Source organism: Roseovarius tolerans, assembly GCF_900109855.1.
Taxonomy (GTDB): Bacteria; Pseudomonadota; Alphaproteobacteria; order Rhodobacterales; family Rhodobacteraceae; genus Roseovarius; species Roseovarius tolerans.
In genome coordinates, this window is sequence record NZ_FOBO01000012.1 from 38,302 (window position 1) to 58,757 (window position 20,456).

Consider the following 20,456-nt stretch of genomic DNA (forward strand, 5'->3'; position numbering starts at 1 on the left):
CGACGAGAGGAGCGTGTCATGTTCAAAGGATCTTTTCCTGCCCTGGTCACGCCGTTCAAGAACGGCGAACTGGATCTGGACACGCTCAAGAAACTCGTCGAGTGGCATATCGGCGAGGGCAGCCACGGCCTTGTGCCCGTGGGCACCACCGGCGAGAGCCCGACCCTGACCCATAAAGAGCATGAGACCGTCGTCGAGGAGGTCGTGCGCGCCGCCGCGGGCCGTATCCCGGTGATTGCCGGGGCGGGGTCGAACAACACGCTTGAGGCGATCCGCTTCATGCAGCATGCCCACAAGGTGGGGGCCGATGCCGCCCTCGTGGTGACGCCCTATTACAACAAGCCGACGCAGGGCGGCATGATCGCGCATTTCACCGCGCTGCACGATTGCTGCGACCTGCCGATCGTCATCTACAACATCCCCGGCCGGTCCGCCGTGGACATGATGCCCGACACGATGGGGCAACTGGCCAGGCTGCCGCGTATCGTCGGCGTCAAGGATGCCACCGGCGATCTGGCACGGGTCTGCGCGCAGCGGCTGACCTGCGGCAAGGATTTTGTCCAGATTTCAGGTGAGGACGCCACCGCGCACGGCTTCAACGCGCAGGGCGGCGTCGGGGTGATTTCGGTCACCGCCAATGTCGCGCCGAAACTGGTGGCGCAGGTTCAGGAGGCGACGCTAGCGGGCGACTATGCCACCGCGCTCGAATTGCAGGACCGGCTGATGCCGCTGCATCGCGCGATCTTTACCGAACCGGGGCTGGTCGGCGTGAAATACGCCATGTCACGGCTGGGGCTGTGCAGCGAAGAGGTGCGCACGCCACTGGTCGGGTTGAGCGATCCGGTCAAGGCACTTGTCGATGACGGGATGCGACACGCAGGGCTGATCAACTGAACCAACGATAGCCCTCTCACGCCACGATCCCGGGGAACACGCGGCGCAATTTCCCCGTGCAACCCGGTTTTTTCAGACTTGCCTTGCGGCATTTCATGGTAAACCGCCAACGTGGCGCGGCCTGAGACCCGCCGGGATCAGTGATGATAGGGACGATCATGGTACAAGAGTTCAAGGATTTCATCGCGAAGGGCAATGTCATGGACATGGCTGTTGGCATCATCATCGGCGCGGCGTTTACCGCGATTGTCGGATCGCTCGTGGCCGACCTCATCAACCCGATCATCAGCCTGTTCATGGGCGGGATCGATTTTTCCGGCCTCTACGTGCTGCTTGGTGCGGGTGACTATGCCTCGATCGCCGCCGCCGAAGAGGCGGGGGCTGCGGTTTTTGCCTATGGCCGTTTCATCATGGCCGTGATCAACTTTCTGATCATCGCTTGGGTCGTGTTCCTGCTGGTCAGGGCGGTGAACCGCGCCAAGGAGGCCTCCGCCAAGCCGGAAGAGGAGGCCCCGGCCGCCGATCCCGGCCCCACGGAGTTGGAGATCCTGATGGAAATCCGCGATTCCCTGAAGAAATAAGCCGGTCACATGGCGAAGGGTCCGCTGTCTGGCGGGCCCTTTTCCATACCCGACAGCATCACAGCAGTTGAACGGAGATCAGAATGCAGGACTTCATGACCCATCTCGGAAGCTACGGGCCGCTCGTGATAAGCGCCGCCAAAGCGGTGAAAGAGGCCTTCGATGCCGGGGGGATTTCCATTCCCTACCCACATCAGGTGAACGTCGAAAAGGCGGGGTGAGGATGGGGGGCGGCCTGGAGCGGACATTGACGGTTTCAGAGATGAGCCGCGCAGCGCCCGACCGCCGGGTGGGCGCTGCAACCTTGGTGGACCGCACTTTATGCCAGCCAAGCACTCTCGCGTCATCAATGGCTTGATACGTTGCAAAAGCGCCCGCCCGAGGGGGCGGTCGGGCGCTGCGCGGCGGTGCCTGCGGCACCTTGATTCCGCGCATTGGTGCTCACCTCAACGACAGTATAAGGCCAGAACCACCCAGCCCCAAGTCATCGCGCAGTCTTCGCCCTCACCCGCGCCGGATATCCGCACCAAGCCCGGCCATCAGCGGCTCGAAGATCGGAAAGGACGTGGCGATCGGGCTGCCGTCATCGACGCTGACCGGGCTTTGCGTGGCCATGCCCATCACCATGAAGGACATCGCGATGCGGTGATCGAGATGGCTGGCGCAGGTCTGGCCACCGGGCACATTGCCGTGCCCCAGACCATGCACGATCCACCAGTCGGGGCCATCCTCGACGGTCACGCCACCGGCGCGCAGCCCCGCCGCCATCGCCTCGATCCGGTCGCTTTCCTTGACGCGCAATTCCTTGACCCCGCGCATCACGGTCCAACCCGTGGCAAACGCCGCAACCACCGACAGGACGGGATATTCGTCGATCATGCTCGCGGCGCGCTCGGGCGGCACCTCCACGCCCTTCAGATCGGGCGAAAACCGCGCGCGCAGGTCGGCCACCGGCTCGCCGCCCTCTTCGCGCAGGTTCTCATACTCCAGATCGGCCCCCATCTCGCGCAGCGTGGTAAAGAGCCCCGCGCGCGTCGGGTTCAGCCCGATATTGGGCACAAGAACATCAGAGCCGGGGGTGATCACCGCCGCACAGACCGGAAACGCCGCAGACGAGGGATCGCGCGGCACCACGATGGTTTGCGGGATAAGGTCCGGCTGCCCGGTCAGGGTGATGACGCGGCCCTTCTCGGTCACTTCCGTGACGATCTCGGCCCCGAACCCGGTCAGCATGCGTTCGGTATGATCGCGGGTCGCCTCGCGCTCGATCACCACGGTCTCACCGGGCGCATTCAGCCCGGCCAGAAGCACTGCGGATTTCACCTGCGCCGACGGCACCGGCACTTCGTAGCGCACCGGCACCGGATCGGCGGCCCCGACCACGGTCATCGGCAGACGGCCACCCGCGCGCCCAACGGCCTGCGCGCCAAATAGCGCCAGCGGATCAGTGACCCGCGCCATAGGCCGTTTGTTGAGACTCGCGTCCCCGGTGAACGTCGCGCAAATCGGCGAGGTCGCCATCGCCCCCATGATCAGCCGCACCCCGGTGCCGGAATTACCGCAGTCGATCACCTGTTCGGGCTCGGCAAAGCCACCAACGCCAACGCCATGCACATGCCATGTGCCCATCTCGTCGCGCGTCACCTCGGCCCCGAAGGCGCGCATCGCCTTGGCCGTGTCCAGCACGTCCTCGCCCTCCAGCAGCCCGGTGATCACCGTCTCGCCCACACAGAGCGCCCCGAGGATAAGCGCGCGGTGCGAGATCGACTTGTCGCCGGGCACATTGGCCTGCCCCGTCAGAGGCCCGGATCTGTGCGAGGTCATGGGAACGGGCGTGGCGTGGCCGGACATGGGCGGCGGTCTCCTGCAAAACGCGAAATCGCCTGCCTGATAGCGCAGGCAGGCGACCTCGTCCATCGCTCTTGGGCGCAGCTCAGCCCATGTCGAATTGCAGCGGGCGGATCTGCTGGAACTTGCCCGTCGCGTGCAGCGCCTTGATCGCGGTTTCGGGAACCGGCGCGTCGACATACAAGAGCGCGATCGCCTCGCCGCCCGCATCCGACCGGCCAAGGGTGAAGTTGGCGATATTCACGCCGTTCTCGCCCATGGTCTGACCCAATGTGCCGATGATCCCCGGCACGTCCTCGTTGGTCGTGTAAAGCATGTGCTGCCCGATCTCGGCGTCGATATTGATGCCCTTGATCTGGATGAAACGCGGCTTGCCATCGCTGAACACGGTGCCGCCGATGGAGCGCTCGCGCTTGTCGGTGACCACGGTGATCTTGATATATCCCTCGAAGGCGCCGGACTTGTCCTGCTTGGTGGTCGAGATCTTGACCCCGCGTTCTTTGGCCACGACGGGGGCGGAGACCATGTTCACCTCGGGGTTCACCGATTTCATGATCCCCGCCACGGCGGCAGAGGTCAGCGCGCCGAGGTTCATTTCGCTGGCCACACCATCGTAGAGGATATTGATCGCCTTGATCGGCTCGTCGGTCATCTGGCCGATGAAATTGCCCAAGTGATCCGAGAGTTTGATCCACGGGCCCATGACCTTGGCCTCTTCGGCCGTCACCGAGGGCATGTTGAGCGCGTTGGTCACAGCACCCGTCAGCAGATAATCCGACATCTGCTCAGCCACCTGCAGGGCGACATTTTCCTGCGCCTCGGTGGTGGCCGCGCCCAGATGCGGCGTGCAGACCACGTTAGGCAGACCGAAAAGCGGGTTGTCCACCGCAGGTTCCTCGGCGAAGACATCGAAGCCCGCGCCCGCGACATGGCCGTCTTTCAACAGATCCGCCAGCGCCTGCTCGTCCACCAGCCCGCCGCGTGCGCAGTTGATGACGCGGACGCCCTTCTTGGTTTTCTCCAGGTTCTCGCGGCTGAGGATATTGCGGGTCTGATCAGTCAGCGGCACGTGCAGGGTGATGAAATCGGCGCGCTTCAAGAGGTCGTCGAGTTCGACCTTTTCCACGCCCATCTTGTCGGCCTTTTCCTGGCCAAGGAAAGGATCATAGGCCACCACCTTCATCTTGAGGCCGCGCGCGCGGTCACAGACGATACCGCCGATATTGCCCGCGCCGATCACGCCCAGCGTCTTGCCGGTCAGTTCCACGCCCATGAAGCGCGACTTTTCCCACTTACCCGCCTGGGTGGAGGCCGACGCCTCTGGGATTTGCCGCGCCACGGCGAACATCATCGCGATGGCATGCTCGGCGGTGGTGATCATGTTGCCGAAGGGCGTGTTCATCACGATCACGCCCTTTTTGCTGGCGGCCACCTTGTCGATATTGTCGGTGCCGATGCCCGCCCTCGCGATCACCTTGAGGTTTGTCGCATTGGCGAGGATTTTCTCGGTCACCTTGGTTGCCGAGCGGATGGCGAGACCGTCATACGCGCCGATCACCTCGGCCAGCCTGTCCTTGTCCTTGCCCAGATCGGGCTGGAAATCCACGTCGATGCCGCGATCGCGAAAGATCTGCACGGCGGTTTCAGAAAGTTTGTCGGATACGAGAACCTTGGGAGCCATTTTTCTGGTCCTTTGATGAAACATTTGGGGGGAGGCCCGAAGTCTTTGAAAGACTTCGGACCGATCTCTTTTCAAGAAATCGGGGTCATGCCGTCTCGGACAGCGCCGCGATTTCGGCCTCGAAAGCCCATTCAATCCACGGCATCAGCGCCGCCACATCCGCGGTCTCGACCGTGCCGCCGCACCAGATGCGCAGACCGGGAGGCGCGTCGCGATAGGCACCGATATCATAGGCAACGCCCTCCGCCTCGAGCCGCTTGGCGACGGCCTTGGCAAACGCCGCGCCGTCGCTGATACGGTCATCGGTGAACGTCAGGCACACCGAGGTATTGGAGCGGATCGCCGGTTCATGCGCCAGAAAGGCCAGCCACGGGTGACCGGCGACAAACGCCTGCACGGCGGCGAGGTTGGCATAGGCCCGCTCGCGCAGCCCGTTCATGCCGCCCACCGAGCGCGCCCAGTCGAGCGCCAGCAGATAATCCTCGACCGCGAGCATCGACGGCGTGTTGATCGTCTCGCCCACAAAGATGCCCTCGATCAGCTTGCCGCTCTTCGTGAGGCGGAAAATCTTGGGCAGCGGCCAGGGCGGCGTGTAGCTTTCCAGCCGCTCCACCGCGCGGGGGGAAAGGATGATCATGCCATGCGCCGCCTCGCCGCCGAGCACCTTCTGCCAGGAGAAGGTGGTCACGTCGAGCTTGTCCCAGGGCAGGTTCTGCGCGAAGGCGGCAGAGGTCGCGTCGCAGATCGTCAGGCCCGCACGGTCCGGCTTGATCCAGTCGCCATTGGGCACGCGCACGCCCGAGGTGGTGCCATTCCAGGTGAACACCACGTCATTGTCGGTATCGACCGTCGCCAGATCGACGATCTCGCCATAGTCGGCGGTCTTGACCTCGGCGTCGAGTTTAAGCTGCTTGACCGCGTCGGTGACCCAGCCTGCGCCAAAGCTCTCCCAGGCCAGCATCTCGACGCGGCGCTCGCCCAGCAGGTTCCACATCGCCATTTCCACGGCCCCGGTATCCGAGGCGGGCACGATGCCGATGCGGTAGTCGTCGGGGATGCCGAGGATCTCGCGCGTGCCCTCGATGGCGGCCTTGAGCTTGGCCTTGCCCACGGCAGCGCGGTGGCTGCGGCCCAGCGGCGCATCCGACAGCTTGCTCAATTCGAAAACGGGGGGTTTGGCACAGGGGCCAGAGGAAAAACGCGGATTTGCCGGCCGCGTTGCCGGTTGTTCAATAGCCATTGCTGCTATCCTTCCAGATAAGCGCCCCTCGTTGGGGAGGGGTGTCCCACCTGTCGAATTACGGCCAAGCGGACCCTTTCGCAAGTGCAGAAATGACGCTAGAACGCCGCCTGAGTGAAAAAATGCGACACCGCGCGCCTACGATCGGAAACCTGCCCCATGTTCACAGCCACCCTGATCGCCGCCCCCGGGGCGCTTGAGCCCGCGCTTGTCGACAACCTGCGCAATGCCTGGGGCGGCGGGGATGCGATCTGGCTTGCCCCGGATGAGGCGGCGGAATTCAGCCTGCCGCATGTTCCCGAAAACCGCTGGCAGGTCTGGGACGAGTTGCAGAAAATGCGCGTCGATCTGGTGGTGCAGCCCGCCGAGGGGCGGCGCAGGAAAATGCTGCTCGCGGATATGGACAGCACCATGATCGAGCAGGAATGCATCGACGAGCTGGCCGAGGTCGCGGGCGTCGGCGCGCATGTGCGCGAGATCACCGCGCGGGCGATGAATGGCGAGCTTGATTTCGAGGGCGCGCTGCTGGAGCGGGTGGCGCTGCTCGAGGGGCTCGATGAGGCGGTGATCGGCGAGGTGTTGCGCGACCGGATCACCTACATGCCGGGCGGTGCCACGCTGGTAGCGACGATGCGCGCGCAGGGGGCCTATTGCGCGCTTGTCTCGGGCGGGTTCACCGCCTTTACCCAAGTGGTTGCAGCGCATCTCGGCTTTGACGAACACCGTGCCAACACGCTTCTGGCCGAGGGCGGCAGGCTTGTGGGCGATGTCGCGCGGCCCATCCTTGGGCGCGCCGCCAAGGTGCAGGCGCTGGAAGAGATCAGCACACGTTTGGGCATTTCCGAGGCCGACGTGATCGCCGTCGGCGATGGCGCGAATGATCTGGGCATGCTCGCGCGCGCAGGTGCGGGTGTGGCGCTGCATGCCAAGCCCTCGGTGGCCGCAGAATGCGATATCCGCATCAATCACGGCGATCTGACGGCGCTCTTGTATGTGCAGGGCTACGGGCGGGAAGAGTTCCATGGCCCTGCCTCTTAGGAATTGATAACAGGATACTTTTCAGGCATTTTGCGCAGGAGCGATCCGGCGACAAATCCTGGGGGGAAGAGTTGCAAGGAGGCCCGGCGTGGCCGAAGTGGAAATATTCGTGACCGGGGACGAGGTAGGCACCTTTTCCAGCGTCTCGACATCAGGCAATAACAACGGCATGAAGGTGACCCTGCAAGGGGTCGAACCGCTTGGGACGTCGAGCGATGTTTTCCGTGTCGTGATCCGTCAGGTGAACGGGGATGATAACCTGTTCAGCAACGGGCAATTCGTCGATATCTACGCTTGGCCCGACGCCGACCCGCCGGAACCGCCGATTTTTTCAAGCCTCAATCCGCAGCATGACCAATTTCAGGGGCGCGCGTCCTCCGCCGAGCATCAGATCATCACCAACCCGGCGAATATTGTGTTCGATGTCAACGGGCTGACCGCAGGCACTGTGCAATTCGGTCCGGGACTGGAGCCGCGCAGGGATCAGCAACTTTCGTTCGACACATTCTCTCCTGATCCGCCGGCCTTTCCCTGCTTTGCGGCCGGAACATTGATCGAGACCGAACGCGGGCCACTGCCGGTCGAGGTGATCCGCGCAGGGGATCTGGTGCACACCCTCGATCACGGGCTGCAACCCGTGCGCTGGAGCGGTCAGCGAGAGGTGCCGGGGCGCGGGTCGATGGCCCCGATCGAGATCGCGGCGGGGGCGCTTGGCAACTGGCGCGAGCTGGTGGTGTCACCGCAGCACCGCATGCTGATCGGCGACTGGCGCACGGAAATGTATTTTGGTCAGCCGCAGGTGCTGGTCGCGGCATTGCACTTGGTCAACGGAGATACGATCCGGCAAGTGCCACGGTCTCGGGTGCGCTATGTGCATCTGGCGTTTGATCAGCATGAAGTCGTTCTTGCCGAAGGCATCCCGAGCGAGAGCCTGCATCTGGGCGAGATGGCGCTTGGCGCGCTGAGCGCGGCGGAGCATGCGGAGCTTAAGGCGTTGTTCCCGGAGCTGTTTGATGTCGAGATCGGGGACGATAGCCCGGCGGATGGAGCCGCGCGGTGCTGTCTGCGCCGGTGGGAAACCAGACTGGTTGCCTGAGCCGCATGGAGAAGGTGCCGGGGCACCCGCGGTGGCGTGCCCCGGTCCTTGGGTCAGCCCTCGCTCGACGGCAGGGTGCCTTCCTCCTGCGCCGCGGCGAGTTCCTCTTCGCTGATCGCGCCGTCGGCATCGGCATCGGCCTTCATGAACGCATCCGTGGAGGCATCGGGCATGGCCTGCTGGAATTCCGACATGGTGATGTACCCATCGCCGTTGGCATCCATCGCCGCGAAATCGGCCGCCAGGGCGAGGCCGGGCAGCGCGAGGGTCAGGGCAAAGCCGGTGGCAAGCGTTGTCTTGGTCATCTCAGACATCCTTTCGTTTCAGGGTTCGGGCCGCGTTCTGTCGCGACCGTGGCCTGAACATGAGGCCGCATTGGCCCGCTGTCATCGGACTGCCCCAAATGACTGAAAAACTTGCGAAAATCAGCCAAAACGCAGTGGCCGCATAGGCGGGACAACGCCGCCCGAACCGGGCGGGCGGGAACCTGCCCGCGTGACCCAGCCATTCGAGCGAAACGCCGCCGGAATGGCGCGTCCTGCATATCAGTGGAACATTGCCGACCGGTGCGACTCAGGCCAGAGCGGCGGCCGGTATGATCATCCCGGTCTCGATGCCGCGCCAGTTGGTGATCGGCGCATTGCGGAACCTGCGGGCGGTCGGGTGTTCGGGGTCGAGCACGCCAAGCCGCACGAGGATCGAGGCGATGGCGCATTCCGCACCGCGCGTGCCGCCATCGGCAATCTTGAGGGCGACGCCCAGCTTGCGCTGCGGCAGGATCGCGATGAAGAATGCCTCAGCCCCGGTCTTGAGCGCCACCGGCTCGGAACAGGCGCGCATCAACTCGGTGCAGGCGCGCCCCTCGCCCGCCACCAGTTCGGGATGGGCCACCATCGCCTGCCAGAGCTGCACGGCGGCGCTCTCGACCATGCCGCCGGTCTCGGACGCAGCCGCGAACCACGCCATCGCGCGGGCCATGCCGTGCAGAGTGCAGGCCGGGTTGGGTGCCGAACAGCCGTCGATCCCGTAATAGGGCGACGTTTCGGCGGTGATTTCCTCGAACGCCTCGACCACCGCCTTTTGCACCGGGTGGTCTGGTTCCACGTAATCCGGCCCACCGCCCAAGTGGCGATTGAGCGTCAAGAACCCAGCATGCTTGCCCGAACAATTGTTATGCAACTGACAGGGCGCCGTACCCGAGCATAGAAGCGCCTTATGCGCCGCCTTGTCCCACGGCATATGCGCACCGCAGCGAAAATCGTAATCAGTCAGGTCCAGACCGTCGATCCAGCGTCGCACGCGAGAGGTATGTATCTCGCCCCCCTCATGCGAGGCGCAGGCCAGTGCCAGCTGTTCGGAGGTCAGCCCATGGGCATGCGCCGCCCCGCTGGTGATCAGCGGCAGCGCCTGCAACATCTTGGACGAGGACCGTGGCAGTACCACTTCTTCGGGATTGCCCCAGGCCTCGACGATCCCGCCCGAGGCGTCGCAAATCACGGCATGGCCCAGATGCACGCTCTCGGGGCGCGGACCACGCCAGATTTCGGTAAGAGGGATGGGATGGGTCATGCAGCTTCTCCGGTTCGACGGACCATGGCGGCGTGTGCGAAAATCCGCCAATACCGTCTTTCATTTCTCGCCTGTTTCAGGCTAATGTTGCACTGTCGAGACAGGACTGGTCGCATCTCAAAAGAATTCCGTAAAGGAATGCAAGCGACCCTTGGAATTGAGGCTCAGGACAGCTTGGAGGCTGGACACATGGTATCACGAATTGCAGGCGGCATTGCACTCGCGCTCGTCGGGTGGATGACAACCGGCGCGCTGGCGCAGGAAACAAGCACCAATCAGGTCGCCGCCAAGACCGCATGGAGCGTGTTCGAGGACACCGACCCACGCGAATGCTGGGCGGTATCGGCCCCTACGGAAACCGTCAACACGCGTGACGGTCGCGTCGTTGCCGTGCGGCGGGGAGATATCCTGCTGATGACGTTCTTTCGGCCCGGCGCGGGAGTGCAGGGTCAGATCACCTTTACCGGTGGCTATCCGTTCGCGGGCGGCTCGACCGTCAACATGAACATCGGCGGCAGCGAGTTCGAACTGTTCACCGAAGGCGAATGGGCCTGGCCCGCCGACGTCAACGATGACGCCCAGATCCTCGCGGCGATGAAACGCGGGGCCGATGCCGTGCTGACCGCGCGTTCGGCCCGCGGCACCCAGACCAAGGACACCTTCTCGCTGCTGGGCTACACCGCCGCGGTCGAAGAAGCCGAGAAACGCTGCCAGTAACGCGGCGGATCGTGGGTAAATCAAGCGGCGGGCCGGATCGGCACCGCCGCTTTTTCATGGCTGATTTGTCTCGGTTCAGCGCAGCACCTTGCCCTCGGGCCATTCCATCGCAGTGTCGAGCCGGATGGTCTGCGTCTCTTCGGCGGGCAGGTCGAACTCCCAGGCGAGGATGCCGCGCATGTCATCGACATTTTCTTCGGTGGGCTTGGGCGTGGCGCTCCAGGTGATCTCCAGATCGTCCTGTTCCGACACCGGCACCCGGTCGAGCACGCGTAGCGGCCAGGCCATGCCGGTCAGGTTCTCGACCTCGATCACCACGGCCTCTGTCATCTCGTTCGATTTGCGGATAAGGCCCCGGTCGCCTTCATTGCGGTCGCGCAGCGTGCGGCTCAGGCGCAGACCGTCGATGGGGCCGAAGGACAGGTCCGCCTCGTCCCCGGCGGCGATCAGGCCAAGGCCGCGCTGCCCCACGTAGCGCCCATCGAGATAGAACCGCGCCTCGGCTGTCGGCAGCAGGATTTCGTCTGTGTCGTTGGTGAACTCCGCCATCAGATAGGCGGTCTGATCCAACATCGGTACGGCCTGCGCAACAATCTCGGCCTGCGCCTCCAGCGACCCCAGCATCAGCCGCACGTGATCGGCGCCCGTGGTCACATCGACCGGATCCGGATAGCTGTAGGTCACCGACAGACCGTCGAAATCGGCGTCGGCGACAACGGCACGCTCCATCTCCGCCGCGGGCGCGGCCATCGACATGAGCGCATCGGCACCTTTCTGACGCGCAAGGGGCCGGATTTCTTCGGGGGCGACGATGCGCGGCACCCAGGGCCAGATCTGCCCGGGCTGCGTCTGCTCGGACGGGCGCGCGGTCGAAAGGGTCAACGCCACGTCCTGCCAGTTCTCGCCGGTCGATTGACGCACAAGGGCCCCGCGCTCGATCCGCAGCGCACCGCTGTCGCGCGCGAGATGCAGATCGTAAAGCGGCTGCCAGCCCGCATCGGCGATGGTGTAGGTCACGATCATGCGCCCCTCGGTGGCGGTGTCGCCCGATACCGCAACGGCGAGCATTGCGCGCGCCTCCTCCTCCGGGACCAGCGCCTTGAGCGCCTTGTGCGCCGCCTCCAGCGCCTCTTGCTGATCGGAGAGCGCGCGCTCGGCGGCGTCGGCGCGGCGGGTGGCCTCCAGCGCGGTCTGCCGCGCGGCGAGGGTCTCGGTGCCGATCATCTGCGATAGCGCGCGCAGCCGGTCGATCTCCAGCGCCGCCACACCGTCGCCCTGCCCGATCCGGTCGAGAAATGCGAGCCGGGCGCGCGCTGCCTCGGCCTCGAGCCGGATATCTTCGATCCGCGCATGGGCTGTGCGCATCGCCTCTTCCAGCCGTTCCACCTCGGCGCGGGCCGCGAGGAGTTCGGTGCTTTCGGCCATGTCGCGGGGCGGCACGTAATCGCGGCGCGTCGTCACCCCGCCCATACGCGCGCCCTCCACGCTGACCCGCACCGACCCGAGCGGCGTGCCGCGCGGCAGATCGGCAAGGATGAGATCATGCGTCCCGGCCGGTGCAGCAAAGGGCACCTCGCGGATCACGGTCGCACCTTGCGGATATAGGGTCACCGCACTGACCCGGCTGGACAGCGCGATATCATCGGCAAGAGCCGGGGAGGCCACGAGCAACAGCGGAAGACATAGGGCACGCATGGGGCAAGACTCCTGAAAAACCTGACGGATACTTCCGACCACAGGCCTCGAAGCGCAAGCGCGCGACGCAGCGATGCGCGGATTCACGCCATGCGACCGATCAGCAAAGCCGGGCGGTCAGGGTAATTCGTCCTCGGGGATGATGCGAAAGAACGCGCCGCCCGACCACAGGCCGAACCAGCCGTCTTGCCGATCCCCGATCTCAACGAGGCGGTAAAAGCTCTTGCGGTCGATGAGCGCCTCGAGATTCGCCCGCACAAGCACATAAGGCGCGGGTTCTCCGGTCTCGGGGTCGCGCTCCACCCGAATCGGATGGTCCGGCCCGGCGGTGACGTGATCGCCCACATTGGTCTCGAATCGCAGGGTCTGATCCTGCCCGGTGCCCTCCGCCTCGACATCGACGGCGACAAACGGCGCATCATCGACGGTGATCCCGACCTTTTCCACAGGGGTGACCAGAAAGTAATCATCCCCGTCGCGACACAGAATTGTCGAAAAGAGCCGCACCAATGCAGGCCGCGTGATCGGGGTGCCCTGGTAGAACCATGTGCCATCACGGGCGATGCGCATGTCCAGATCGCCGCAAAACGGTGGGTTCCAGTCCTGCACCGGCGGCAATCCCCGGCCCTCTTTCGCGACTGCGCGGGCAGAGGCGGCGATGCCCTCGGCTGACGGTGTTGTGACGGATTCTGTGCTCATTGCTTTTGCCATTTCTGTCTAGCGCGATACACTCTAGGTCTAGGATATAGTTCTGACAGGAGTTTTGCCATGACCGATGACCCCGATCTTCTCGCCGGTCTCGACGCGCTGGAAGGCAAATTGGCGCAGGCCCGCGCCTCGATCACGCGGCGGTTCATCGGTCAGGAGCGGGTGGTCGACCTGTCTCTCTCGGCGCTTTTGTGCGGCGGGCACGGGTTGCTCATCGGTCTGCCCGGTCTGGGCAAGACCCGGCTGGTGGAAACGCTCGGCACGGTGATGGGGCTCAATACCAACCGCGTGCAGTTCACCCCCGACCTGATGCCAGCCGACATTCTCGGCAGCGAGGTGCTCGAGACCTCCGAGGACGGAAAACGCGCGTTCAAGTTCATCGAAGGGCCGATCTTTTGCCAGCTTCTTATGGCCGACGAGATCAACCGCGCCAGCCCGCGCACGCAATCGGCGCTGTTGCAGGCGATGCAGGAGCGGCAGGTGACGGTCGCGGGGCAGAACCGCATGCTCACCCCGCCGTTTCACGTGCTGGCCACACAGAACCCGATCGAGCAGGAGGGTACATACCCCCTGCCCGAGGCGCAGCTTGACCGGTTCCTGGTGCAGATCGAGGTTCCATACCCTGACCGCGACACCGAACGCGCGATCCTGTTGGCCACGACAGGAGCCGAGGAAGAAGAGGCGCATGGCGTATTCGCCCCCGAAGAGCTGATCGACGCGCAACAGATGCTGCGCCGCATGCCGGTGGGCGAAAAGGTGATGGAGGTCATTCTCGATCTCGTGCGCGCCTGCCGCCCCGAGGATGCGAGCGCCGATGACAGGGTGCGCGAGAGCGTCGCCTGGGGCCCCGGGCCTCGTGCCGCACAGGCGCTGATGCTCACGGTGCGGGCGCGGGCGATGTTGCAGGGCCGTCTCGCGCCCGACGCCAGCGACGTGGCGGCGATGGCGCAGCCGGTGCTGGGGCATCGCATGGCGCTCAATTTCGCCGCAAGGGCACGCGGCGACAGCCTCAACGCATTGATCGCGCGCATGGTCGAGGACGTGACACAGGTTCAGGCCGCCGCCTGACATGGAAGACACCGTCCATACCCTGCGCCCCCGCGCCGAGGCAGAGGCCGCGCGCCTGCCGCCGCTTCTGGCGCGGGCCGAGCATCTGGCGGGCACCGTCCTTCTGGGTGAGCATGGCCGCAGACGCGCGGGGCAAGGCGACGATTTCTGGCAATACCGCCCGGTGCAGCAGGGCGACAGCCGCCGGATGATCGACTGGCGCCGCTCGGCCCGGTCCGACGCGCAATTCGTGCGGCAACGCGAATGGCAAATCGCGCAGAGCGTCATGCTCTGGGTCGATCCCGCCGCCTCGATGCGGTTTTCCTCGGACAAGGGCCTGCCCGACAAGGCAGATCGCGCGCGGCTCCTGGCGCTGGCGATGTCGGTGCTGTTGCTGCGCGGCGGCGAACGGGTGGGCCTCACCGGCACCGCCCTGCCCCCCCGGCGCGGACAGGCACAGCTGGCCCGGCTGACACAGGCCCTGACCCTCGACAGCGACGACGACTACGCAAGCCCCGACATGGCCGGCCTCGTGCCACATGGCCGGGCGCTCCTGATCTCGGATTTCATGGGCGATCTGGCGGGGCTGCGCGCCGCATTGACCAAGGCGGCGGATCGCGGGGTGCGCGGCGTGGTCTATCAGGTGCTCGACCCGGCGGAAGAGGCGTTTCCCTATCGCGGGCGCACGATTTTCGAGAGCATGGGCGGCACGCTGGCGCATGAGACGCTGAAGGCGAATGATCTGCGCGAACGCTATCTGGAGCGTTTGGCCGAGCGCAAGGCGGAACTGGCCGCGCTTTGTGCCGCGACCGGCTGGCGGCACGGCCTGCATCACACCGGCGATTCGGCGCAATCAGCGCTTCTGTGGCTCTATCGCGCGATCGACAAGGGGGCGGGCACATGATGCTTGGTCCCATCGGATTCGCCGCGCCGTGGCTGCTGCTGGCACTCGCCGCCCTGCCCATCCTGTGGATTATCCTGCGCGCCGTGCCGCCCGCGCCGATCCGGCGGCGGTTTCCCGGCGTGGCGCTGCTTCTGGGGCTGACCGATGACGACACGGTGACCGACCGCACGCCGTGGTGGCTGTTGCTTATACGGATGCTGGCAGTCGCGGCGGTGATCGTGGGGCTGGCGGGGCCGGTGCTCAACCCGCGCGCGGACGGCGAGGCGGCAAGCCGCCTGCCGCTCCTGATCGTGACCGACGCAAGCTGGGCCAACGCGCGGGACTGGAACGCCCAAGTGGCGGTGATGGACGGCCTTCTGGCCGAGGCGGGCCGCGACGGGCGCGCCGCCGCGATCATGGAGTTGAGCGACCCCGAAGCGCCGATCTTTCGCGCCGCCGAGACATGGCGCACCGGCCTTCCGGGGCTGACACCCGCGCCCTGGGCCCCCACCCCCGAGACGCTGGAAGCGGTGGCAGAGATGCTGGGCGAAGACGGGTTCGAGACGCGCTGGTTCTCGGACGGGCTGGCGCATGACGGGCGCGACGCGCTGCTGGAGGCGCTGGAGGCGCGCGGGCCGGTTACGGTGCATGAAAGCCCCCGCGCGGTGATGGCCCTGCGCCCCGCGCAACTGTCCGATGGGCTGGTCGATCTGACGGCGCTGCGGGCCGTGCCCGGCGGCACACGCGAGATCACCGTCAATGCCCACGGCCTCGACCCCGCAGGCATCCCGCGCGTGCTGGCGAGCCTGCCGATGACGTTTGAGGACGAGGCGACCGAGACCACTGGCGCGCTGTCGCTGCCGCCCGAATTGCGCGCCCGCGTCACCCGCTTCGAGATCGCCGGTGAGACTCAGGCCGGGGCCGTCACGCTCACCGATGACGGGCTAAAACGGCGCGAGGTGGCGCTGATTGCCGGTCGCGAGGATCGCGAGGGGTTGGAGCTTTTGTCGCCGCTGCATTACCTTGAACAGGCCCTGGTGCCGACCGCCGACCTGCTCGACGGCGCGCTGATGGATGTGCTGCCCGCCAACCCCGATGTGATCGTGCTCGCCGATGTAGCGACGCTCTCGGGTGCCGAGCAGGCGGCCTTGCTCGAATGGGCCGAAAAGGGCGGGCTGCTGTTGCGCTTTGCCGGGCCACGCGTCGCCGCAAGTGATGTGTCGCGCAGCGAAGAGGCCCCGCTGATGCCGGTGCGCCTGCGCGCGGGCGGTCGCACGGTGGGCGGCGCGATGAGCTGGGGAGAGCCCAAGGCACTCGCCCCCTTCCCCGATGGCAGCCCGTTTCAGGGGCTCGATATTCCCGGTGACGTGACGGTCAGCGCGCAGGTCATGGCACAGCCCGATCCGACGCTGGCCGAGCGGGTGATCGCGCAACTAACCGACGGCACGCCACTGGTCACGCGCAAGCGCATCGGCGCGGGGCAGGTCGTGCTTTTTCATGTGACCGCCAATGCCGAATGGTCGTCCCTGCCGCTCTCGGGCCTCTTCGTGCAGATGCTGGAACGGCTGGCGGTGTCCTCGGCCATGGCCCCGCCGGACATGGCGGAACTGGAGGGCACCACATGGCAGCCGGTCGAGGTGCTCGACGGGTTCGGACGGCTGGATGACGCGGGCACGCGGCCCGGCGTGGCAGGCGAGGACGTGCTCAATGCCCCGCTTGGCCCGAATCTCCTGCCGGGGCTTTATGACGGGCCGGAGCGGCGCGTGGCGCGCAACGTGGTGACAGCCGAGACAACCCTGACCCCAATGACATGGCCCGCGCGCATCCCCGTCGAGGGTCTGGCCCGCGCGCCCGAGACGCCGCTTGGCGGGTGGTTGCTCGCGACCGCGCTTGTGCTGTTGACGGCGGATATTCTGGCCTCGCTGGCGCTCTCGGGGCGGCTCTGGCCTGCGCGCGCGGCGGCGGTTCTAGTGTTGGCGCTTAGCCTTGGCGCGCCGCAACAGGCGCAGGCGCAGGAAAACGATGCCCGCGCGATTCAAGCGACGTCCGAGGTGGTGCTGGCCCATGTGATCACTGGCAACACGCAGGTGGACGATGCCGCGCGCGCAGGGCTGCGGGGACTGGGGCGGATGCTCACCTTCCGCACCTCGATCGAGCCCGATCCCCCGATCAGCGTCAATCTTGAAACCGATGAACTGGCCTTCTACCCGATCCTCTACTGGCCGATCACCCCGGATCAGCCCGCCCCGTCGGCAGAGGCTTATGTGAAGCTCAACGACTACCTGCGCAGCGGCGGCATGATCGTTTTTGACACGCGCGACGCCGATGTGGCGGGCTTCGGGGCCTCCTCGCCCAATGGCGCGCGGCTGCAACGGCTGGCCGCCCCGCTGGATATCCCCCCGCTGGAGCCGGTGCCGGAGGATCACGTCCTGACCCGCACGTTCTATCTGCTCAGCGATTTTCCGGGCCGTCACACCGGTCGCGCCGTCTGGGTCGAAGCTGCACCGCCTGATGCCGAACGCATCGAGGGCATGCCGTTTCGCAATCTCAATGACGGGGTGACACCGGTGGTGATCGGCGGCAATGACTGGGCCTCCGCCTGGGCCGTGAACGAGCGCGGCGATCCGCTCTTTCCGGTCGGGCGCGGCTATGCCGGAGAGCGGCAGCGCGAACTCAGCTACCGCTTTGGTGTCAATCTGGTGATGCATGTGCTGACCGGCAATTACAAATCCGATCAGGTACATGTGCCTGCTCTTCTGGACAGGTTGGGCCAATGACGGGCAGCGTGATTTTTGATCCACTTCTGCCGGTCTGGCTGATTGCCGTGCTGGCACTGCTTGTGGCGTCGGGGCTGGCCCTTGCACTGTGGCGGGGCCTCTCGGGCTGGGCGTTTCGCGCACTGGCTGGGTTTGTGGTGCTGGTCGCGCTGCTTGGCCCCGCCTATCAGCAGGAGGATCGCGCCCCGCTCAGCGATATCGTGCTGCTGGTCGAGGATGAAAGCGCCAGTCAGGGCCTTGGCGACCGCGAGACGATGACGCAATCGACTGCCGATGCGCTCGCCGCGCGGCTCGAGGCGCGCGACAATACCGAAGTGCGGCGCGTGCCGGTGCCGGATGCGCCCGAGAATGGCGGCACGCTGGCGATGACAGCCCTGGCACAGGCCATGGCCGAGGAACCGCGCGGCCGCATCGCCGGGGTGATCATGCTCTCTGACGGGCGCATTCACGATGCCGACCGCGCGCCGGACATGCCCGCGCCGCTGCACCTTTTGCATAGTGGGCGCGAGGGCGACTGGGACCGGCGCCTGCGCGTCGACAATGCCCCGGCCTTCGCCATTCTGGATGAGGAAGTACGCCTCACTCTGACCATCGAGGATGACGGCGCGGCCCCCGACGGCGTCGAGGAAGTGCCGCTCGACATTTCCATCGACGGGGAAGAGCCACGCCGCTTCTCGGTGCCTCTGGGCGAGGAAATGACCCTGCCGCTGACCCTGCCGCATGGCGGGCGCAACGTGCTGCAATTTACCACGCCGATGGCCCAAGGCGAGCTCACCGACCGCAACAACACCGCGCTGGTGCAGATCAACGGCGTGCGCGACCGGCTCAGCGTGCTGCTGGTCTCGGGGCAGCCGCATCCCGGCACGCGGACATGGCGCAACCTGCTGAAATCCGACAGCTCGGTGGACCTCGTGCATTTCACGATCCTTCGCCCGCCCGAGAAACAGGACGGCGTGCCGGTGCGGGAACTGTCGCTCATCGCCTTTCCGACGCGCGAACTGTTCCTTGAAAAGGTCGATGATTTCGACCTGATCATCTTTGACCGCTACCGCCGTCGCGGCATCCTGCCCTCGATCTACCTCGAAAACATCCGGCAATATGTCGAAAAGGGCGGCGCGGTGCTGCTGGCGGCTGGTCCGGATTTTGCTGGGGCCGAGAGCATCTATCGCGGCCCGTTCGAGGAACTTGTGCCCGCCCGCCCCACCGCACGGGTGGTCGAAGAGGGCTATCGCCCCGACGTCACCGATCTGGGCGAGCGTCACCCCGTTACCGCAGGGCTGGAGCGTGATTTCGGCGCCGAGTGGGGCCGCTGGATGCGGCAGATCGAGGTGACGCCGACGGGCGGCGATGTGGTCATGTCCGGCGTAGGCGACCGCCCGCTCCTGATGCTCGACCGCGTCGGCGAGGGGCGCGTGGCGCTGCTGGCGTCGGATCATGCCTGGCTCTGGGGGCGCGGGTTCGAGGGCGGCGGGCCGCAACTCGAATTGCTGCGCCGTCTGGCGCATTGGATGATGAAGGAACCGGAGCTTGAGGAAGAGGCACTCTGGGCCGAGGCGACGGGCCAACAGATGCGCGTGATCCGCCGGTCGCTCTCGGATGAGGTCGGGCCGGTCACGATCACCACACCCTCGGGCGAGGTGGTGGAGCGCGAACTCGAAGAGGTCTCGCCCGGACGGTTCGAGACGCTTTATGACGGGCCCGAGATCGGGCTCTACCGGCTGGAGAATGGCGAGGAGAGCGCGGTGATCGGGCTCGGCCCAGCGGCCCCGGTCGAGTTCGAGCGCACGATTGCCAGCGATGCCGCCCTGCGCCCGGTGATCGACGCCACCAATGGCGGCGTACAGGCGATGGCCGACGGGGTGCCGCGTATCCGCGAGGTGCGCGAGGGCCGCCCCGCCGCCGGGCGCGGCTGGATCGGGATTACCCCGCGCGGGGCCTATGAGACGATGAGCGTGAGCCAGATGGCGTTACTGCCGCCGTGGCTGGTGCTGTTGCTGGTCTCGGGACTGATCCTTGCGGGCTGGCTGCGCGAGGGGCGTAGGTAAGGGGCGAGGGTGGGCCTGGAGCGGACCTTGGCGGTTTCAGAGATGAGCCGCGCGGTGCCCGACCGCCGGGTGGGCGCAGCAGCCTCGGTGGACCGCACTTTATGCCAGCCAAACACTCTAGCGTTATCAATGGCTTGATACGTTGCAAAAGCGCCCGCCCGAGGGGGCGGTCGGGCGCTGCGCGGCAGTGCCTGCGGCACCTTGATTCCGCGCGGAAGGGCACAAGTCGAATGGCAGTTTAAGGCCAAAACCTGCCCTACGGCTCCAGTTCGACGCGCACCGGCTCATCGTTCCAGCCATCGACGGAACAATGCGCCTTGACGAAAATCTCGCGGGTGCCGTCGGGAATCTGGAGGTTCGTGAGCGAGCGGGTGAACGGCTGCTCGTTCACATGTGGATGATGCAAAACCCGATATCCAAGGCGATTGCCCTCGGCGTCCAGCACTTCCCAGCCATCGGCATAATGGTCCCAGCCGGTATCGGGATGCTCGAGCGTGACATCAACGCGCCAGGACATCCCCGATTTCTCGACCTGAACGTCGAGAATCGCGGGCTCATGCGCGGTGGCGGCAGTGGCGAGACAACAGGCGGCAAGGCAAGAGATGATCTGTTTCATACCCTCCACCATAGCGCGAAA

18 protein-coding genes are annotated in these 20,456 nt (G+C 65.7%); 10 read left to right on the forward strand and 8 right to left on the reverse strand.

What is annotated here, in order from left to right; translation table 11 throughout:
• Positions 1-18: 18 nt before the first annotated feature.
• The 3 genes from dapA to BMX04_RS19430 all read left to right on the forward strand — a co-directional run bounded on the left by dapA (position 19) and on the right by BMX04_RS19430 (position 1,696).
• Positions 19-894 (forward strand): 4-hydroxy-tetrahydrodipicolinate synthase, encoded by an 876-nt coding sequence (dapA, locus tag BMX04_RS12470; RefSeq protein ID WP_050662341.1) that lies wholly within the window; start codon positions 19-21, stop codon positions 892-894.
• Positions 895-1,052: 158 nt separating this feature from the next.
• The gene (gene mscL / locus BMX04_RS12475) at positions 1,053-1,475 is read left to right on the forward strand and encodes a large conductance mechanosensitive channel protein MscL (RefSeq protein WP_074787137.1); all 423 of its coding nucleotides are present in this window, start codon (positions 1,053-1,055) and stop codon (positions 1,473-1,475) included.
• An 83-nt stretch (positions 1,476-1,558) separates the two neighbouring features.
• Positions 1,559-1,696 (forward strand): hypothetical protein, encoded by a 138-nt coding sequence (locus tag BMX04_RS19430; RefSeq protein WP_175477360.1) that lies wholly within the window; start codon positions 1,559-1,561, stop codon positions 1,694-1,696.
• A 283-nt stretch (positions 1,697-1,979) separates the two neighbouring features.
• Here the strand turns inward: BMX04_RS19430 and aroA are convergent, their stop codons facing one another.
• The 3 genes from aroA to BMX04_RS12490 all read right to left on the reverse strand — a co-directional run bounded on the left by aroA (position 1,980) and on the right by BMX04_RS12490 (position 6,244).
• The gene (gene aroA / locus BMX04_RS12480) at positions 1,980-3,326 is read right to left on the reverse strand and encodes a 3-phosphoshikimate 1-carboxyvinyltransferase (protein ID WP_074787138.1); all 1,347 of its coding nucleotides are present in this window, start codon (positions 3,324-3,326) and stop codon (positions 1,980-1,982) included.
• A gap of 82 nt (positions 3,327-3,408) precedes the next feature.
• Positions 3,409-5,004: a phosphoglycerate dehydrogenase gene (gene serA, locus BMX04_RS12485; RefSeq protein WP_074786994.1), complete on the reverse strand. Its 1,596-nt coding sequence runs from the start codon at positions 5,002-5,004 to the stop codon at positions 3,409-3,411.
• Positions 5,005-5,089: 85 nt separating this feature from the next.
• Positions 5,090-6,244 (reverse strand): phosphoserine transaminase, encoded by a 1,155-nt coding sequence (locus tag BMX04_RS12490; protein ID WP_074786996.1) that lies wholly within the window; start codon positions 6,242-6,244, stop codon positions 5,090-5,092.
• A 159-nt stretch (positions 6,245-6,403) separates the two neighbouring features.
• Here BMX04_RS12490 and serB point away from each other — a divergent pair, with 159 nt between their 5' ends.
• Together serB and BMX04_RS12500 are read left to right on the forward strand one after the other, a co-directional pair.
• On the forward strand, positions 6,404-7,282 hold the full coding sequence (gene serB, locus BMX04_RS12495; RefSeq protein WP_074786998.1) for a phosphoserine phosphatase SerB: 879 nt from the start codon (positions 6,404-6,406) through the stop codon (positions 7,280-7,282).
• A gap of 88 nt (positions 7,283-7,370) precedes the next feature.
• Entirely contained in the window at positions 7,371-8,378 is a 1,008-nt protein-coding gene (locus BMX04_RS12500; RefSeq protein ID WP_074787000.1) for a Hint domain-containing protein, read from the forward strand.
• Between the two features lie 53 nt (positions 8,379-8,431).
• Here the strand turns inward: BMX04_RS12500 and BMX04_RS12505 are convergent, their stop codons facing one another.
• The gene (locus tag BMX04_RS12505) at positions 8,432-8,683 is read right to left on the reverse strand and encodes an EF-hand domain-containing protein (protein WP_050662390.1); all 252 of its coding nucleotides are present in this window, start codon (positions 8,681-8,683) and stop codon (positions 8,432-8,434) included.
• A gap of 268 nt (positions 8,684-8,951) precedes the next feature.
• Positions 8,952-9,947 carry an asparaginase gene (locus BMX04_RS12510; RefSeq protein WP_074787002.1) on the reverse strand — a complete coding sequence of 332 codons (996 nt, stop codon included), beginning with the start codon at positions 9,945-9,947 and terminating at the stop codon, positions 8,952-8,954.
• A 237-nt stretch (positions 9,948-10,184) separates the two neighbouring features.
• On the opposite strand from BMX04_RS12510, the gene BMX04_RS12515 reads away from it, so the two are divergent.
• Positions 10,185-10,664 carry an invasion associated locus B family protein gene (locus BMX04_RS12515; protein WP_244888544.1) on the forward strand — a complete coding sequence of 160 codons (480 nt, stop codon included), beginning with the start codon at positions 10,185-10,187 and terminating at the stop codon, positions 10,662-10,664.
• Positions 10,665-10,739: 75 nt separating this feature from the next.
• Here the strand turns inward: BMX04_RS12515 and BMX04_RS12520 are convergent, their stop codons facing one another.
• Positions 10,740-12,359, reverse strand: coding sequence for a DUF4139 domain-containing protein (locus BMX04_RS12520; RefSeq protein WP_074787004.1), 1,620 nt, complete (start codon positions 12,357-12,359; stop codon positions 10,740-10,742).
• A 117-nt stretch (positions 12,360-12,476) separates the two neighbouring features.
• A complete protein-coding gene (locus BMX04_RS12525) occupies positions 12,477-13,058 on the reverse strand; it encodes a DUF1285 domain-containing protein (protein ID WP_074787006.1) in 582 nt (193 codons plus the stop codon).
• A 69-nt stretch (positions 13,059-13,127) separates the two neighbouring features.
• Here BMX04_RS12525 and BMX04_RS12530 point away from each other — a divergent pair, with 69 nt between their 5' ends.
• The 4 genes from BMX04_RS12530 to BMX04_RS12545 are packed head-to-tail and all read left to right on the forward strand — an operon-like array spanning position 13,128 to position 19,819.
• Positions 13,128-14,135: an AAA family ATPase gene (locus BMX04_RS12530; RefSeq protein ID WP_074787008.1), complete on the forward strand. Its 1,008-nt coding sequence runs from the start codon at positions 13,128-13,130 to the stop codon at positions 14,133-14,135.
• A gap of 1 nt (position 14,136) precedes the next feature.
• The gene (locus tag BMX04_RS12535) at positions 14,137-15,018 is read left to right on the forward strand and encodes a DUF58 domain-containing protein (protein WP_074787010.1); all 882 of its coding nucleotides are present in this window, start codon (positions 14,137-14,139) and stop codon (positions 15,016-15,018) included.
• Complete coding sequence (locus tag BMX04_RS12540) at positions 15,015-17,774, forward strand: DUF4159 domain-containing protein (RefSeq protein ID WP_175477364.1); 2,760 nt, start codon at positions 15,015-15,017, stop codon at positions 17,772-17,774. The genes BMX04_RS12535 and BMX04_RS12540 overlap by 4 nt, the downstream gene beginning before the upstream one ends.
• Positions 17,771-19,819, forward strand: coding sequence for a hypothetical protein (locus tag BMX04_RS12545; RefSeq protein WP_074787014.1), 2,049 nt, complete (start codon positions 17,771-17,773; stop codon positions 19,817-19,819). Before BMX04_RS12540 ends, BMX04_RS12545 begins: the two co-directional genes overlap by 4 nt.
• Positions 19,820-20,075: 256 nt before the next feature.
• On the opposite strand, the gene BMX04_RS12550 is transcribed toward BMX04_RS12545, so the two are convergent.
• Positions 20,076-20,435 carry a hypothetical protein gene (locus BMX04_RS12550; RefSeq protein WP_074787141.1) on the reverse strand — a complete coding sequence of 120 codons (360 nt, stop codon included), beginning with the start codon at positions 20,433-20,435 and terminating at the stop codon, positions 20,076-20,078.
• Positions 20,436-20,456: the final 21 nt, after the last annotated feature.